18 protein-coding genes are annotated in these 14,932 nt (G+C 65.2%); 8 read left to right on the top strand and 10 right to left on the bottom strand.

Going from position 1 to position 14,932, the window contains the following annotated elements:
• Positions 1-89: 89 nt before the first annotated feature.
• Complete coding sequence (locus tag G3O00_RS02185; RefSeq protein ID WP_206141896.1) at positions 90-275, top strand: hypothetical protein; 186 nt, start codon at positions 90-92, stop codon at positions 273-275.
• On the opposite strand, the gene G3O00_RS02180 is transcribed toward G3O00_RS02185, so the two are convergent.
• Positions 258-1,295: an NAD-dependent epimerase/dehydratase family protein gene (locus tag G3O00_RS02180; RefSeq protein WP_206141895.1), complete on the bottom strand. Its 1,038-nt coding sequence runs from the start codon at positions 1,293-1,295 to the stop codon at positions 258-260. The two genes, G3O00_RS02185 and G3O00_RS02180, sit on opposite strands and share 18 nt — an antisense overlap.
• Before the next feature lie 107 nt (positions 1,296-1,402).
• On the opposite strand from G3O00_RS02180, the gene G3O00_RS02175 reads away from it, so the two are divergent.
• The 3 genes from G3O00_RS02175 (at position 1,403) to G3O00_RS02165 (ending at position 4,381) form a co-directional block, all read left to right on the top strand.
• Positions 1,403-2,434 carry a CDP-6-deoxy-delta-3,4-glucoseen reductase gene (locus G3O00_RS02175; RefSeq protein ID WP_011352940.1) on the top strand — a complete coding sequence of 344 codons (1,032 nt, stop codon included), beginning with the start codon at positions 1,403-1,405 and terminating at the stop codon, positions 2,432-2,434.
• 293 nt (positions 2,435-2,727) lie between these two features.
• Positions 2,728-3,912 carry an acetylornithine transaminase gene (locus G3O00_RS02170; RefSeq protein WP_011352941.1) on the top strand — a complete coding sequence of 395 codons (1,185 nt, stop codon included), beginning with the start codon at positions 2,728-2,730 and terminating at the stop codon, positions 3,910-3,912.
• Positions 3,913-3,925: 13 nt separating this feature from the next.
• Complete coding sequence (locus G3O00_RS02165) at positions 3,926-4,381, top strand: GNAT family acetyltransferase (protein ID WP_174931645.1); 456 nt, start codon at positions 3,926-3,928, stop codon at positions 4,379-4,381.
• A gap of 24 nt (positions 4,382-4,405) precedes the next feature.
• On the opposite strand, the gene G3O00_RS02160 is transcribed toward G3O00_RS02165, so the two are convergent.
• The 9 genes from G3O00_RS02160 to G3O00_RS43870 all read right to left on the bottom strand — a co-directional run bounded on the left by G3O00_RS02160 (position 4,406) and on the right by G3O00_RS43870 (position 11,755).
• Complete coding sequence (locus tag G3O00_RS02160; RefSeq protein WP_011352943.1) at positions 4,406-5,077, bottom strand: DUF2278 family protein; 672 nt, start codon at positions 5,075-5,077, stop codon at positions 4,406-4,408.
• Between the two features lie 288 nt (positions 5,078-5,365).
• Complete coding sequence (locus tag G3O00_RS02155) at positions 5,366-6,082, bottom strand: ABC transporter ATP-binding protein (RefSeq protein ID WP_011352944.1); 717 nt, start codon at positions 6,080-6,082, stop codon at positions 5,366-5,368.
• Positions 6,082-6,858, bottom strand: coding sequence for an ABC transporter ATP-binding protein (locus G3O00_RS02150; RefSeq protein ID WP_011352945.1), 777 nt, complete (start codon positions 6,856-6,858; stop codon positions 6,082-6,084). Before G3O00_RS02150 ends, G3O00_RS02155 begins: the two co-directional genes overlap by 1 nt.
• Positions 6,859-6,882: 24 nt before the next feature.
• Entirely contained in the window at positions 6,883-8,052 is a 1,170-nt protein-coding gene (locus G3O00_RS02145) for an ABC transporter ATP-binding protein (RefSeq protein ID WP_011352946.1), read from the bottom strand.
• An 18-nt stretch (positions 8,053-8,070) separates the two neighbouring features.
• A complete protein-coding gene (locus G3O00_RS02140; protein ID WP_011352947.1) occupies positions 8,071-9,021 on the bottom strand; it encodes a branched-chain amino acid ABC transporter permease in 951 nt (316 codons plus the stop codon).
• Between the two features lie 211 nt (positions 9,022-9,232).
• Positions 9,233-9,910, bottom strand: coding sequence for an amino acid-binding protein (locus G3O00_RS02135; RefSeq protein ID WP_241024900.1), 678 nt, complete (start codon positions 9,908-9,910; stop codon positions 9,233-9,235).
• Positions 9,911-10,179: 269 nt separating this feature from the next.
• Positions 10,180-11,160 carry a 4-hydroxy-3-methylbut-2-enyl diphosphate reductase gene (ispH, locus tag G3O00_RS02130; RefSeq protein WP_011352949.1) on the bottom strand — a complete coding sequence of 327 codons (981 nt, stop codon included), beginning with the start codon at positions 11,158-11,160 and terminating at the stop codon, positions 10,180-10,182.
• A 2-nt stretch (positions 11,161-11,162) separates the two neighbouring features.
• Positions 11,163-11,618 carry a peptidylprolyl isomerase gene (locus G3O00_RS02125; protein ID WP_021160755.1) on the bottom strand — a complete coding sequence of 152 codons (456 nt, stop codon included), beginning with the start codon at positions 11,616-11,618 and terminating at the stop codon, positions 11,163-11,165.
• 11 nt (positions 11,619-11,629) lie between these two features.
• Positions 11,630-11,755: a hypothetical protein gene (locus G3O00_RS43870; RefSeq protein WP_256989988.1), complete on the bottom strand. Its 126-nt coding sequence runs from the start codon at positions 11,753-11,755 to the stop codon at positions 11,630-11,632.
• Between G3O00_RS43870 and radC the strand changes: the two genes are divergently transcribed.
• From radC to nadB, 4 genes are all read left to right on the top strand, one after another.
• On the top strand, positions 11,754-12,527 hold the full coding sequence (gene radC / locus G3O00_RS02120) for a DNA repair protein RadC (RefSeq protein ID WP_206141893.1): 774 nt from the start codon (positions 11,754-11,756) through the stop codon (positions 12,525-12,527). The genes G3O00_RS43870 and radC overlap by 2 nt on opposite strands.
• Positions 12,528-12,766: 239 nt before the next feature.
• Positions 12,767-13,000: a 50S ribosomal protein L28 gene (gene rpmB / locus G3O00_RS02115; RefSeq protein ID WP_004186391.1), complete on the top strand. Its 234-nt coding sequence runs from the start codon at positions 12,767-12,769 to the stop codon at positions 12,998-13,000.
• Positions 13,001-13,017: 17 nt separating this feature from the next.
• Positions 13,018-13,185 (top strand): 50S ribosomal protein L33, encoded by a 168-nt coding sequence (gene rpmG / locus G3O00_RS02110; protein ID WP_006478046.1) that lies wholly within the window; start codon positions 13,018-13,020, stop codon positions 13,183-13,185.
• A gap of 160 nt (positions 13,186-13,345) precedes the next feature.
• Positions 13,346-14,932, top strand: coding sequence for an L-aspartate oxidase (gene nadB / locus G3O00_RS02105; RefSeq protein ID WP_174931641.1), 1,587 nt, complete (start codon positions 13,346-13,348; stop codon positions 14,930-14,932).

The following is a 14,932-nucleotide window of genomic DNA, read 5'->3' as shown; positions in this document are numbered from 1 at the left end:
TTCGACGTCCAGCCGCATCTCGGCCGCATGTTCCCCCGCTATACTGAAATCACAAGCTGTAAGAGAACAGCGACGTAGGGGGAGGCATCATGAACAACCATACTTTTGAACTGTCGTACGTGATGATCGCGTTCGCGGTCATCGGTGTCATCGTGATCGGCGGGCTGCTGGCCACGATGCACATGAAGCACAAATATCATCCGAACCTGATTGGCGCGCTGATCGGCGCGCTGCTGTGCTTCCTGCTGATCGAGGCGTTACCGGCGCTCACCTGATGCGCTGCCCGGCGCGAGCGTTTGAAGGAAATCATCTACGGTCGGATAGCGCAACGTCACGCACAATTCGGCCTTGAGCCGTGCGTTGGACAGGCGCCGCGACTCGCGCATGAACGACAGCAGTGTCGGTTCGAGCTGGCGCTCGGCGTCCGCGCGGCTGACGCGTGGCGGCCTCGGCAGGCCGAGCACCTGCGCGACCCGGTCGAAATACTCCCCCATCCGCAGTTCGCTGTCGTCCGACGCATGCACGGCGCGCGCCGGCTTGCCGCGTTCGGCCGCGCGGCGCAGGATCGCCGCGAGATCGTCCGCGTGGATGTGGTTCGTGTAGACGTCGTCGGCCGGTTCGAGCGCCGGCGTGCCGCGCTCGAGCCGTGCGATCGGCAGACGGTTCGCCGCGTAGATGCCCGGAATGCGCACGATGCGCGCGGACAGCACGCCGCGCACCGTCGCCGCACGCAGCTGCCGCTCGGCCGACACGCGCCGGAACGCGCGTGGATTCGCGGGACGCAGCGGGTGCGTCTCGTCGATGCGCGCACCGCCGCAGTCGCCGTAAACGCCCGTCGTACTGGCGTAGACGAGCCTCGGCGCACGAAGGCCGTCGGGTACAATACGCGCTGCCCGAATGGGCGCGCCGGCCTGTCGGGTCGCGGTGCGCAGCGTTCGGAGCCGGCCGACCGCCGGTGCCGGCGGCACCGGTGGCCGTCGTGCAGGCACGGTCGTTGCGGCGATGAGCGCACGCGTTCGCCGGTCGTCGCGGCCATCGGACTGCGGCGGCGCGAGATGCAGGATCGTGCGGGCCAGGCCCGCGAGGCGGCCGAGCGTCGCCCGGCGATCGAGGTCGCCGACGATCGGCGTCGCGCCTGCGGCGCGCAGTTCGTCGCGGCGGGCCGGATGGCTCGTCAGCGCGAAGATCCGCAGGTTGCGGCGCGTGTCGCGCCATTGCGCGACGCAGCGCATGCCGACGTCGCCGCAGCCGACGATCAGTGCGCGCGGCCGGCGCAGGATTCGAGTCGCGATCATGTTGGTTGCGAAATCAGTAGCCACCGCTGCGCGACGCGCAACGGGTTTGCATTGTAGCTGCCGTGCTCGACATGCACGGTCCCCACATTTTGTTCTAGTTTGGTTCTATGGCATTCAACGTCACTCTCAAGCAAAGCGGCCGGCAATTCCAGGTCGAGTCGGACGAAACCGTGCTGGCGGCTGCGCTGCGCCAGAACGTCCATCTGCCGTACGGCTGCAAGAACGGCGCGTGCGGCTCCTGCAAGGGCCAGATCGTGTCGGGCCAGATCGAACAGGGCCCGCACGCCGCGTCGGCACTGTCCAACGACGAACGCACGCGCGGCCTCGCGCTGCTGTGCTGCTCGAAGGCGCAGTGCGATCTCGAAATCGACGTGCGTGAAATCGCCGGCGTCGACGGCGTGCAGGTCAAGAAGCTGCCGTGCCGGATCGCCGCGCTCGAGCGCAAGGCCGACGACGTGATGGTCGTGAAGCTCCAGTTGCCCGCCAACGAACGCCTGCAGTATCTCGCGGGCCAGTACGTCGAGTTCATCCTGAAGGACGGCTCGCGCCGCAGCTACTCGATGGCGAACGCGCCGCACGAGGAAGGCCCGGTCGAGCTGCACATCCGCCACATGCCGGGCGGCAAGTTCACCGACCACGTGTTCGGCGCGATGAAGGAGCGCGACATCCTGCGCTTCGAAGGCCCGCTCGGCACATTCTTCCTGCGTGAAGATTCCGACAAGCCGATCGTGCTGCTCGCATCGGGCACCGGCTTCGCGCCGATCAAGGCGATCATCGAGCACGTGAAGCACACGGGCATCACGCGCCCGATGACGCTCTACTGGGGCGCGCGCCGCAAGAAGGACATCTATCTCGGCGAGCTCGCCGAGCAATGGGCACGCGAGATCCCGAACTTCAAGTACGTGCCGGTGCTCTCCGAGCCGGACGCCGGCGACCAGTGGACGGGCCGCACCGGTTTCGTCCATCGCGCGGTGATCGAGGACCTGCCCGATCTGTCGGGCCACCAGGTGTATGCATGCGGCGCGCCGGTGATGGTCGAATCCGCACAGCGCGACTTCACGCAGCACCACGCGCTGCCCGCCGACGAGTTCTACGCGGACTCGTTCACGAGCGCCGCCGATCTCGCGCATCCGGTCTAACGCCTGCGCACCCGCGTACCGCACTGCGCCCCGCGATGTCACATCCGTGGCATCGCGGCGGTTTACAGTGAGGCGCGGGATGCCTTATGCTTGCGCACATGAACTGCTTCCTGTCCGCCCTTCGACGTCGCCGCTCGCCGCTCCGCCCGGATGCCGCAGGCTCGTCACGGACTCGCGCGTAACCCCCACACTGCTTCACCGGTTACGCACAAGCTGTTCGACCCACCAGCCACGGCCTTCCGTGGCTTTTTTATTGCCTGTTTCCCTTTCAACGTCCGCTGGAGTCTGCTGCCATGCCCCTGAACGATTACCCGATCGACTCGCTGATGTACATCACGAACCGCCCCGACATCGTGTTTACGCACGGCAAGGGTTCGTGGCTCTACGATCACACGGGCAAGCGCTATCTGGACTTCATCCAGGGCTGGGCCGTCAACAGCCTCGGCCATTGCAACGAAGGCATCGTCGAAGCGCTGAAGACGCAGGCGGAAAAGCTGCTGAACCCGTCGCCCGCGTTCTACAACGAACCGATGGCGAAGCTTGCCGGCCTGCTCACGCAGCACAGCGTGTTCGACAAGGTGTTCTTCACGAACAGCGGCGCGGAAGCGAACGAAGGCGCGATCAAGCTCGCGCGCAAGTGGGGCCGCAAGTTCAAGAACGGCGCGTACGAGATCATCACGTTCGACCACAGCTTCCACGGCCGCACGCTCGCGACGATGTCGGCCAGCGGCAAGCCGGGCTGGGACACGATCTACGCACCGCAGGTGCCGGGCTTCCCGAAGGCCGAGCTGAACGACATCAACTCCGTCGAGAAGCTGATCACCGACAAGACCGTCGCGGTGATGCTCGAGCCGATCCAGGGTGAAGGCGGCGTGATTCCGGCGACGCGTGAATTCATGCAGGCGCTGCGCGCGCTGACGAAGCAGCACAACCTGCTGCTGATCGTCGACGAAGTGCAAAGCGGCTGCGGCCGTGCGGGCACGCTGTTCGCGTACGAGCTGTCCGGCATCGAGCCGGACGTCATGACGCTCGCGAAAGGCATCGGCGGCGGCGCCCCGCTCGGCGCGCTGCTGTCGAAGGCCGAGTTCGCAGTGTTCGAGGCCGGCGACCAGGGCGGCACGTACAACGGCAACCCGCTGATGACCGCGGTCGGTTATTCGGTGATCTCGCAGCTCGTCGCGCCGGGCTTCCTCGAAGGCGTGCGTGCGCGCAGCGAATACCTGAAGCGCAAGCTGCTCGAGCTGTCGGAAGAGCGCGGCTTCGAAGGCGAACGCGGCGAAGGCCTGCTGCGCGCACTGCTGCTCGGCAAGGACATCGGCCCGCAGATCGTCGAGAAGGCGCGCGACATGCAGCCCGATGGCCTGCTGCTGAACGCCGCGCGGCCGAACCTGCTGCGCTTCATGCCCGCACTGAACGTGACGACCGAGGAAATCGACCAGATGATGGCGATGCTGCGGTCGATTCTCGACACGCTCTAAGGAGAACCCGCCGATGGATGCCGCCGCCGATGCTGTTGCAATCCGCCCGTTCGAACGCGCCGACACCGATGCCGTGCTCACGGTATGGCGCGACGCGTTTCCGCAGTACGACGACGCGGACGCGCCGCCGCACCGCAATCCGCTGCGATCGATCGAGCTGAAGCTCGCGACGCAGCCGGAACTGTTCTTCGTCGCGACCAGCGGCGCACGCGTAGTCGGCACGCTGATGGCGGGTTTCGACGGACATCGTGGCTGGCTCTACTCGTTCGGCGTATCGAACGACGCGCGGCGGCTCGGCATCGGCCGCGCATTGATCGCGCATGCGGAGCGCGCGCTCGCCGCGCGCGGCTGCCTGAAGATCAACCTGCAGGTGCTGCCCGGCAACGACGATGCGTGCCGCTTCTACGCGGCGCTCGGCTATCGCGTCGAGGAACGCATCTCGTTCGGCAAGACGCTGCCGGCCGCGTGACGCGAAGGCCGGCAGCCCGCGATCTCAACGCGTGATCGGCCCCGCGCCCGGCAGCGGATTGCCGAGCGCGTCGGTCGGCACGGCCTGCTGCTCGAACGCGGCGAAATACGCGGCCCACTGCGTGTCGCTCACGCGCACGATCAGCGCACCGTCCTGCCAGATGTCGTTGTGGTCGTTGTGGTCGTCGCCGGCGCGATGCAGGTAGTTCGAGCCGGTCGACCCCTGGTTCATGTGCGTGTCGTGGATGCCGTTGCCTTCGGTATACGAGCGGCCGAACACGACGACGTCGAGCCCCTGCGACTGCGCGGCGTTCACCAGCCGCAGCAGCGACGGGATCGGCTCCTGATTCTCCGTGCCGTCCATCACGGCGCTCGGGCGCCATGTGCCCGTGTCGTTCAGGATGTCGCTGCGCATGTAGTCGAGCGCGGGCAGCGCGGCCTGCCCTGTCAGGTCCGTATAGCCTTCGGCCGCGGCTGCAAGCGTCTGCGTGATCGGGTGGTGGAAATCGTAGACGAGCTTGTAGTTCAGCAGGTCGTCCGCGTCGTTGGTGCCGACGTTGATCGCGACGTCCCAGTCGCCTCCGGGCAACGCCAGCGTCAGGTGAATGTGATACTGGATCTCGCTGCCGTGCGGCGAGCCCTTCAGCTTCGCCACCGATGTCACCTTCGCCTTCACGAAACCGTAGTCCAGACTCATGCGTGTTCTCCGTGTGCCGATGGGCCGCCGATGCTACACGGCCCGTGTGTCGGTTTGCGGGCGACCGGCTGCGGGCGACCGGCAACCAGCAGCAGCCTCCATCGTTCCCGCGCCGCATGCGCGGCGCAACAGTCGAATGGAGTCGCGCCCGCCCGCACAAGTTCGACCGGAATCGCATCACACGAAAAAAAAGGCTGTCACGGCATCCCGTGACAGCCTTTCGAAAGCCCGTGTGCGACGCGCCCGGCATCTGCCGTCGCGCGCCGCCGGGCCCGCTCATTCACTCACTCATTCACCCAGGTACGCGGCACGCACCTTCGGATCGTCGAGCATCTGCTTCGCATCGCCTTCCATCGTGACCGTGCCCGAATCCATCACGTAGCCGCGGTCGGCCGCCTGCAGCGCGAGGCGCGCGTTCTGCTCGACGAGCAGCACCGTAATGCCCTCCTTCGAGATTTCACGCACCACTTCGAAGATCTTCTCGACCATGATCGGCGACAGGCCCATCGACGGCTCGTCGAGCAGCAGCAGCTTCGGCTTCGAGAGGATCGCGCGCGACATCGCCAGCATCTGCTGCTCGCCGCCCGACAGCGTGCCCGCGAGCTGCGTCGCGCGCTCCTTCAGACGCGGGAAGAAGCCGAACATGCGGTCGACGTCCTTCTTGATCTGCTCGGTGTCGTTGCGCAGGTACGCGCCCATCTGCATGTTCTCGATGATCGACATCCGCGCGAAGATCCCCCGGCCTTCCGGCACCATCGCGAGGCCGCGCTTGAGCAACTCGTGCGTCGGCATGCCCTTGATCGACTTGCCGTCGTACTCGATGTCGCCTGCCGAATACGCCTTGAGACCCGTGATCGCCTTCATCGTCGTGGTCTTGCCTGCGCCGTTCGCGCCGATCAGCGTCACGAGCTCGCCCTGACGAACTTCCATGTCAACACCCTTGACGGCCTGGATGCCGCCGTAGTTGACCTGCAAGCCCTTGATTTTCAACATTGCCGCTGCCATCAGTGCACCCCTGCGCCGAGATATGCCTCAATCACCTTCGGATTCTTCTGCACGTCCTGCGGCAGACCCTCGGCGATCACCTTGCCGTAATCGAGCACCGTCATCCGGTTGCACAGCCCCATCACGAGCTTCACGTCGTGCTCGATCAGGAGAATCGTGCGGCCGTCCGAGCGGATCTTGTCGAGCAGGCGCGTGAGTTCGACCTTCTCGGTCGCGTTCATCCCGGCTGCCGGCTCGTCGAGCGCGAGCAGCTTCGGGTCGGTGGCCAGTGCGCGCGCGATCTCGAGACGGCGCTGGTGGCCGTACGACAGGTTGCGCGACGTGTAGTCCGCGTATTGCAGCACGCCGACGTATTCGAGCAGCTCGATCGCACGTTCCTTGATCTCGCGCTCTTCCTGGCGTTCAGCGGGCGTCTGGAACACCGCGCCGAGCAGCCCGTGCTTGGTGCGCACGTGGCGGCCCACCATCACGTTCTCGAGGGCCGTCATCCCGCCGAACAGGCGGATGTTCTGGAACGTGCGCGCGATCCCCGTCTTTGCGACCTGATGCACCGCGGTCGGCTTGTATTCCGTGCCGTCGAGCTTGAATTCGCCGGAGTCCGGCGTGTACAGGCCCGTGATCACGTTGAAGAACGTCGTCTTGCCGGCGCCGTTCGGGCCGATCAGGCCGTAGATCTCGCCTTCCTTGATCTCGAGGCCGACGTCGGACAGCGCCTGCAGGCCACCGAAGCGCTTGTTCACGCCTTTGACGGACAGTCGGATTTGTTTGTCGCTCATGTGTATATCCCCTGTGTCCGTCGATTAAGCACGAACCGGCTTCTTGCTGTTGCGCTTCGCCAGTTTCGCGATCTTGTCCTCATGCTTCGGTGCGGGCCACAGGCCTTCCGAGCGGTACAGCATGATGACCACCATCGCGAGGCCGTACAGCGCCTGACGGATCACTTCGGTATCGACGACGTCGTGGCCGAAGATCGCGTGCTGCAGCGGGCTCATCGTCGAGCGCAGGAATTCCGGGAAGATCGCGAGCAGCACCGCACCCAGGATCACGCCCGGGATGTGGCCCATGCCGCCGAGCACCACACAGGCGAGCACGACGATCGATTCCCAGAACGTGAACGATTCCGGCGACACGAAGCCCTGGAACGAACCGAACATCGCACCCGACAGGCCGCCGAACGACGCACCCATCGCGAATGCGAGCAGCTTCACGTTACGGGTGTTGATGCCCATCGCCTTCGCCGCGATTTCGTCTTCGCGGATCGCCGCCCATGCGCGGCCGATACGCGAGTGCTGCAGGCGCGTACACACCCAGATCACCAGCAGCGAGCACAGCACGAACAGGTAGTAATACATGTAGACCGACGGCAGCTGGATCCCGAACAGCGAATGGGTCTGCGCGAGGCTGAAGTCGCCGATGTGCACCGGATCGATGCCCGTGATCCCCTTCGGGCCGTTGGTGATGTTCACCGGACGGTCGAGGTTGTTCATGAAGATCCGGACGATTTCACCGAAGCCGAGCGTCACGATCGCCAGGTAGTCGCCGCGCAGGCGCAGCGTCGGCGCGCCGAGCAGGATCCCGAAGGTCGCCGCCAGTGCCATCGCGATCGGCACGATGACGAAGAACGGAAAATGCAATCCGTTCGGCGCCAGCGCCGCGATCCACTCGAATTGCGAGCTCAGGTGCGGCGAGCTCAACAACGCCGCCGTGTACGCGCCCACCGCGTAGAACGCGATGTAGCCCAGGTCGAGCAGGCCGGCGAAGCCGACCACCACGTTAAGACCCAGCGCGAGCATCACGTACAGCATCGCGAAGTCGAGCACGCGGACCCAGTAGTTGCCGCCGGCCGAGCCGATGATGATCGGCGCCGCGATCACGAAGACCGCGGTCAGGACACCGATGATGATGGTCTTGGTGGTGTTGCGCTCTTCGACGAGCGACGTCGAGGATTCGATCGGTTGAATGGATGTCATGTTGTTTGCTCCCTTCCGTTACGCGCGATCCGCGACACGTTCGCCCAGCAGGCCGGACGGACGGAACACCAGCACGATGATCAGCACGATGAAGGCGAACACGTCCTGGTAGTTACTGCCGAATACGCCGCCCGTGAGGTTGCCGATGTAGCCGGCCCCGAGCTGCTCGATCAGGCCGAGCAGCACGCCGCCGACCATCGCACCGCCGAGGTTGCCGATCCCGCCCAGCACCGCGGCCGTGAATGCCTTCATGCCGGGGATGAAGCCCATGTAGAAGTGCACGTTGCCGTATTCGGATGCAATCATCACGCCGGCCAGCGCGGCGAGCGCGGAGCCGATCATGAACGTCGCGGAGATCACGAAGTTCGGGTTCACGCCCATCAGGCTCGCGGTGTTCGGGCTTTCGGCGATCGCGCGCATTGCACGGCCGAGCTTGGTCTTGTGCACGAGCAGCAGCAGGCCGGCCATCACGATGAACGCCACCGCGATGATCACGATTTCAGTCACCGAGATCACGGCGCCGGGCGTCGTATCGGTTGCCTTGATCACGTTGATCGGATCGGTCGGCAGCAATTGCGGGAACGGCAGCGGGTTGCGCGACCAGATGATCATCGCGGCGGTCTGCAGCAGGATCGACACGCCGATCGCGGTGATCAGCGGGGCGAGGCGCGGTGCGCGACGCAGCGGCCGGTATGCGACCCGTTCGATCGTGAAGCCGACGAACGCACAGACGACCGCGGCGATGCCCAGGCCGATCGTCAGCGTCGCGACGTTGCCGAGTCCGGGGAAATGGTTCTGCAGCACGGTGATGGCCGACAGGGCGACCATCGCGCCGATCATCAGCACGTCGCCATGCGCGAAGTTGATGATGCCGAGAATGCCGTACACCATCGTGTAGCCCAACGCGATGATGGCGTAGACACTGCCGAGCACCAGCCCGTTGAGAACCTGCTGGACGAAAATATCCATTTAAAGCTCCTTGGCCCGTGCTGCCGGAGGACGTTGCGCCCCGCGGGTAAGCGAGGAATCGCGCCTTCTCGGCGACACTGCGGGTACTAGTCGATACCGGTAAGGGTGGATCGTCCCGGCGCGCGCCGCCCGGCCTGTACGGCCGGACCTGCCGCCGGAGCGGATACAAAAACGGCACCGCACTGTTCCGGTGCCGTCATGAGTCCCGTCGCTAAATCGTCACGACATCGAGGACGGTGTTCGTGGCCTCCTTGAAGTCGTAGGGCAGCATGCCGAGACGGCCATCGTCCGGTTGCCCGGCATCCGTGCCTTTTCCTGTCCGGCGCGAGGCAAGCCCCGCACCCGGGCAGATCGGATTCCGTGCCGCGCGACCTCGCAAGGCATCGCGAACGCCGCGCCCGACATTCGTCAGGACTGCGTCGGAATCCATCGTACGAACCAGGGCGCGCGCCGCGACACCATTGCTCGCGGCAACGCGCTGTTTCGTCGAATCGAATTGAAAGGGGACTGGCGACATCGGCACGCTGCCGGCATCGCCGGGCACCCTGGCCGGCCTGCGTCGAGCGGCGCGCACGGTCGCTGTCACGCCACGACCGGCGGCTTGCGGTGCTGCAACCTGCGTGCCCGCTGCCTGGCCGTTCGCCAGGCCAAGCGCGTTGATTTCCTCGATCGCCAAACGTGCCCCGTTTTCCTTGTCCTTGCCCAATTGCGCGATGCGGCACGCGAACGATGCCGCACGACCGGTTCCGGCGACGCGCACGCCGCTGGCCGGCGGCGCCGCGAACACCGCAGCCTCCCTCCCCGCCCCGTCGTCGCTCTTTTTGCTGCAGCCGGCAAGCATTGCAACCGGTGCGGCGACGGACACGGCGTAAGCCAACTTCACGTGCATTGAGTGGTCTCCCGCGCCTTGCCAAAATCCGATTTCAAAGCCATTCAGGCCTGAAAACGGGCGCATTGTAACTCCATTTATAGGACGCCAATAATCCTGATTCGATGGGGTTTTCCTGCATTGCAACCAATTTTGAGAGACGCTTGGAAGCGTTCAGAGCAACCCGGTTGCACCATTAATCCGAATAATGGTTGCGATTGCAATTTCGACAGGCAAAAAAAAGCGCGCCGTAAGGCGCGCTTCGGTGTTCCGCAGATGCGATGCGTCAATCAGGCAGCGGGCGGCAGGTTCAACCCGCGCGGCAGCGGAAACGACACGTTTTCCTCGATGCCGTCGAGCGCGCGCACATTGCGCACGCCGAGCTCGCGCAGTCGCGCGATCACGGCCTGGGCGAGCACTTCGGGCGCCGACGCGCCGGCTGTCACGCCGATGCGACGCTTGCCTGCGACCCATGCCGGATCGATCTGGTCGGGCGCATCCACCATGTACGCGTCGACGCCGCGCTTCTCGGCCACTTCGCGCAGGCGGCTCGAATTCGAGCTGTTCGGGCTGCCGACGACGATCACGACATCGCACTGCGGCGCCATGAACTTCACAGCGTCCTGGCGGTTCTGCGTCGCGTAGCAGATGTCCTGCTTCTTCGGCTCGCGGATCTTCGGGTACTTGGCCTTCAACGCGCCGATGATCTCGGCTGCGTCGTCGACGGACAGCGTGGTCTGCGTGACGAGCGCGATGCGCTCGGGATCGGCGAGCTCGAGCTTCTGCACGTCCTCGACGCTCTCGACGAGATGCATGCCGCGCTCGACCTGCCCCATCGTGCCTTCGACTTCCGGATGGCCCTTGTGCCCGATCATGACGATGTCGACGCCGTCCTGGCGCATCTTCGCCACTTCGACGTGCACCTTCGTGACGAGCGGGCAGGTTGCGTCGTAAATGCGCAACCCGCGCACGTCGGCCTCGTCGCGCACGGCCTTCGACACGCCGTGCGCACTGAAGATCACGGTATTGCCGGCCGGCACTTCCTCGAGTTCCTCGACGAAGATCGCGCCTTTCTTCTTCAGATCCTCGACCACGTACTTGTTGTGGACGATCTCGTGACGAACGTAGATCGGCGCACCGTGCATCGCGATGGCGCGCTCGACGATCTCGATCGCGCGGTCGACGCCCGCGCAGAAACCGCGCGGCTGGGCCAGCAGGATTTCGGCATCGGCGGCGACGGTCTGCCCGGACAGCGTATCGGTGGTGCTCATGATTACAGGATTCCGATGATTTTCACTTCGAACGTGAGCGCTTGGCCCGCGAGCGGATGATTGAAGTCGAACAGTGCCGAGGTTTCGCTGACTTCCTTCAGCACCCCCGCATATCGGCCACCGTCCGGCGCGTTGAACTCGATCAGTTCGCCCGGCGTGAAATCGTCGCCGACCATCCCGTTCTCGCGCAGCGTCGACAGCGTCACGCGCTGGAGCATGTCGGGATTACGGGGGCCGAACCCCTGTTCGGGCGATAGCTGAAAAGTCGAATGGTCGCCGACCCTGAGGCCGATCAGAATCTGTTCCAGCGACGGCGCCAGTTGCCCCGCGCCGAGCAGCAGCGTGGCCGGCTTGTCGGTGAAGGTATTGACGATATCGGCGCCGTCGGCCAATGCCAGCCGGTAATGCAACGTGACGTGGGAACCGGGCTTCACTTCGGATAGATCGATGAGGCTCATGAATTACTCGTTCAGTCGGCGCCCGATACGGCCGAAAGGCCCGGCGCAAAGCCAATATTGTAAGTCACCTGAGCGCGCAAGGCGGAAAGTGCGACGACGTCGCGCACACCGCCCGCCGCCAATGGAGTTTCGAGCATGCTGTCACCCTGCCCAGCCTTGCCACCCGTCGAATGTCGCGACAGCACCGATCTGCCGGCCGATCCGCCCGGTCGCGTCCTCCCGCTCCACCGGCTCAAGCGCCGCCCGCGCGGCTGGCGGCCCGAGCGGCCGCGCGAGCGATTGCTGGAGCGCGGGCCGGCCGCGCTGACCGACGACGAACTGATCGCCCTGCTGCTCGGCACGGGCAAGCCCGGGCACGACGTGTTCGCCACCGCCCGCGCGCTGGTCACGCAGTTCAAGTCGTTGCACGGGCTGCTCGAGGCGACCGCCGACGATTTCGAGGCGCACCCCGGCATCGGCCCCGCGCGCTCCGCACGGCTGGTTGCGGTCACCGAGATCGCGCGTCGCATGCTGAAGGAGAAAGCGCACGAGAAGCAGCCGATCGATTCGCCCGGCGCGGTCGAGGACTATCTGCGGCTGAAGATCGGCGCGCGCCCGTACGAGGTGTTCGCCGCGGTCTACCTCGACGCGCGCCACCGCCTGATCGACATGGAGGAAATCACGCGCGGCTCGCTGACGCGCATGGCCGTCTACCCGCGCGAGATCGTGCGCCGCGCGATGGTGTACAACGCCGCGGCACTGATCGTCGCGCACAACCATCCGTCGGGCGCGGTGCAGCCCAGCGCGGAAGATCGCCGCCTGACCCGCGTGCTGCACGACGCGCTCGCGCTCGTCGACGTGCGACTGCTCGATCACGTCGTAATCGGCATCAGCGATACTTTTTCGTTCGCACGGGCCGGCTGGCTGTAGACTGTGCGGTTGCGGCCCGCCCAAGGGCGCCGCAACGGCGATGCGAAATTAGGTTTGATTTTCCTGAGCTTTTTCTGCTAGAATCGCCGTCTGTATTTTTTCCAACCACAGTTCTAGCCATCGAAGGGCCTTGTCTGTAAGGGCTTCGGCGTTCTGAGTGCAGCCATGGATCACGTGGCGGTGCGATGGAACCTTCACCGGCGATCGAACCCCGAATTTAGCGTATTAGGAGTGCTCTCATGGCACGCGTATGCCAAGTAACTGGGAAAGCGCCGATGAGCGGCAACAACGTTTCCCACGCCAACAACAAGACGAAGCGCCGCTTCCTGCCGAACCTGCAAAACCGCCGGTTCTGGGTGGAGAGCGAAAACCGCTGGGTGCGCCTGCGCGTCTCGAACGCCGGCCTGCGCCTGATCGACAAGAACGGCATCGATTCCGTGCTCGCTGACCTGCGCGCACGCGGCGAAGCCTAAGCCCAAGGAGCACAATCATGGCAAAAGGCGCACGCGACAAGATCAAGCTTGAGTCGACCGCTGGTACGGGTCATTTCTACACGACCACGAAGAACAAGCGCAACATGCCGGAAAAGATGGCGATCAAGAAGTTCGATCCCGTCGTCCGCAAGCATGTGGAATACAAAGAAACCAAGATCAAGTAATCTCCGGTTTCTGCTAGCCTGACGGCGACCGAAAAGCCCCGCACATGCGGGGCTTTTTGTTTTGCGCGCACGCTCCGGCGCGACGCGGTATGCTCTCCCCTTTCCGCGGCCACGGCCGCCGGAACGCACAAGATCAAAAGCGTAACGATGGAGATGCAGCATGAAATTCGACGTGGCGATCGTCGGCAGCGGCCTGGCAGGGCTGTCGGTCGCACTCAACCTGGCCAGCACGCGACGTGTCGCGCTGATCGCGAAGCGGTCGATGATGGAGGGCGCGAGCGATAACGCGCAAGGCGGCATCGCGGCTGTCCTCGATTCGGCGGACAGCATCGAGAACCACGTCGACGACACGCTGGTCGCCGGTGGCGGCTTGTGCGACGAAGGCGCGACGCGCTATATCGTCGAGCACGGCCGCGAAGCGATCGAATGGCTGATCTCGCAGGGCGTACCGTTCACGAAGGACGACGCGGCCGAGCTCGGCTTCCACCTCACACGCGAAGGCGGCCACAGCCACCGCCGGATCATCCATGCGGCCGATGCGACCGGCCATGCGGTGCTCGCCACGCTGTCGGCGCGCGCGCGCCAGCATCCGAACATCACGTTCTTCGAAAACCACCACGCGATCGACCTGATCACGTCGGACCGGCTCGGCCTGCCCGGCCGCCGCTGTCACGGCCTGTACGCGCTCGACGTCGACAACGATCGCACGATCACGATCGAGGCACCGCATACGGTGCTCGCAACGGGCGGCGCCGGCAAGGTCTACCTGTACACGACGAACCCCGACACCGCGACCGGCGACGGCATCGCGATGGCGTGGCGTGCGGGCTGCCGCGTGTCGAACATGGAGTTCATCCAGTTCCACCCGACCTGCCTGTTCCATCCGTATGCGAAGTCGTTCCTGATTTCCGAAGCCGTGCGCGGCGAAGGCGGCCTGTTGAAGCTGCCCGACGGCACGCGCTTCATGCCCGCGCACGATCCGCGCGCCGAACTCGCGCCGCGCGACATCGTCGCGCGCGCGATCGACTTCGAGATCAAGAAGCGCGGGATCGACTGCGTGTATCTCGACATCAGCCACCAGCCGGAAGCGTTCCTGCGCGAACACTTCCCGACGATCCACGCGCGCTGCCTCGAATTCGGCATCGACATCGCGAAAGAGCCGATTCCCGTCGTGCCGGCCGCGCACTACACGTGCGGCGGCGTCGTCACCGACCTCGCCGGGCGCACCGATCTCGCAGGCCTGTATGCGGTCGGCGAAACGTCGTACACGGGGCTCCACGGCGCGAACCGGCTCGCGAGCAACTCGCTGCTCGAATGTCTGGTGATCGGCCGCGCGGCAGCCGAGGCGATCGAGGCAGCCGGCTTCGATGCCGAAACGCCGGCCACGCTGCCCGCGTGGGACGAAAGCCGCGTGTCGGATGCGGACGAGGAAGTCGTCGTCGCGCACAACTGGGACGAGCTGCGCCGCCTGATGTGGAACTACGTCGGCATCGTGCGCACCGACAAGCGCCTCGAACGCGCGAAGCACCGGCTGTCGCTGCTGCGCGACGAGATCCACGAGTACTACGCGAACTTCCGCGTGACGCGCGACCTGCTCGAGCTGCGCAACCTCGTCGACGTGGCAACGCTGATCGTGAAGAGCGCACACTCGCGCCGCGAAAGCCGCGGGCTGCACTACAGCCGCGACTGGCCGAACTCGCTGCCGAAGGCGCTGCCGAGCGTGCTCACGCCGCGCGCGCGCCGCTGA

The organism is Burkholderia sp. Ac-20384, from assembly GCF_017104605.1.
Lineage (GTDB): Bacteria > Pseudomonadota > Gammaproteobacteria > Burkholderiales > Burkholderiaceae > Burkholderia > Burkholderia lata.
The sequence above is the reverse complement of the archived record's forward strand: the minus strand, read 5'-3'. Positions and strand labels throughout refer to the sequence as shown.

Bases quoted from the DNA above. Each gene is read 5' to 3' on its own strand.
- G3O00_RS02185 (WP_206141896.1), top strand. From the start codon at position 90: ATGAACAACCATACTTTTGAACTGTCGTACGTGATGATCGCGTTCGCG.
- G3O00_RS02180 (WP_206141895.1), bottom strand. From the start codon at position 1,295: ATGATCGCGACTCGAATCCTGCGCCGGCCGCGCGCACTGATCGTCGGC.
- G3O00_RS02175 (WP_011352940.1), top strand. From the start codon at position 1,403: ATGGCATTCAACGTCACTCTCAAGCAAAGCGGCCGGCAATTCCAGGTC.
- G3O00_RS02170 (WP_011352941.1), top strand. From the start codon at position 2,728: ATGCCCCTGAACGATTACCCGATCGACTCGCTGATGTACATCACGAAC.
- G3O00_RS02165 (WP_174931645.1), top strand. From the start codon at position 3,926: ATGGATGCCGCCGCCGATGCTGTTGCAATCCGCCCGTTCGAACGCGCC.
- G3O00_RS02160 (WP_011352943.1), bottom strand. From the start codon at position 5,077: ATGAGTCTGGACTACGGTTTCGTGAAGGCGAAGGTGACATCGGTGGCG.
- G3O00_RS02155 (WP_011352944.1), bottom strand. From the start codon at position 6,082: ATGGCAGCGGCAATGTTGAAAATCAAGGGCTTGCAGGTCAACTACGGC.
- G3O00_RS02150 (WP_011352945.1), bottom strand. From the start codon at position 6,858: ATGAGCGACAAACAAATCCGACTGTCCGTCAAAGGCGTGAACAAGCGC.
- G3O00_RS02145 (WP_011352946.1), bottom strand. From the start codon at position 8,052: ATGACATCCATTCAACCGATCGAATCCTCGACGTCGCTCGTCGAAGAG.
- G3O00_RS02140 (WP_011352947.1), bottom strand. From the start codon at position 9,021: ATGGATATTTTCGTCCAGCAGGTTCTCAACGGGCTGGTGCTCGGCAGT.
- G3O00_RS02135 (WP_241024900.1), bottom strand. From the start codon at position 9,910: ATGCACGTGAAGTTGGCTTACGCCGTGTCCGTCGCCGCACCGGTTGCA.
- ispH (WP_011352949.1), bottom strand. From the start codon at position 11,160: ATGAGCACCACCGATACGCTGTCCGGGCAGACCGTCGCCGCCGATGCC.
- G3O00_RS02125 (WP_021160755.1), bottom strand. From the start codon at position 11,618: ATGAGCCTCATCGATCTATCCGAAGTGAAGCCCGGTTCCCACGTCACG.
- radC (WP_206141893.1), top strand. From the start codon at position 11,754: ATGCTGTCACCCTGCCCAGCCTTGCCACCCGTCGAATGTCGCGACAGC.
- G3O00_RS43870 (WP_256989988.1), bottom strand. From the start codon at position 11,755: ATGCTCGAAACTCCATTGGCGGCGGGCGGTGTGCGCGACGTCGTCGCA.
- rpmB (WP_004186391.1), top strand. From the start codon at position 12,767: ATGGCACGCGTATGCCAAGTAACTGGGAAAGCGCCGATGAGCGGCAAC.
- rpmG (WP_006478046.1), top strand. From the start codon at position 13,018: ATGGCAAAAGGCGCACGCGACAAGATCAAGCTTGAGTCGACCGCTGGT.
- nadB (WP_174931641.1), top strand. From the start codon at position 13,346: ATGAAATTCGACGTGGCGATCGTCGGCAGCGGCCTGGCAGGGCTGTCG.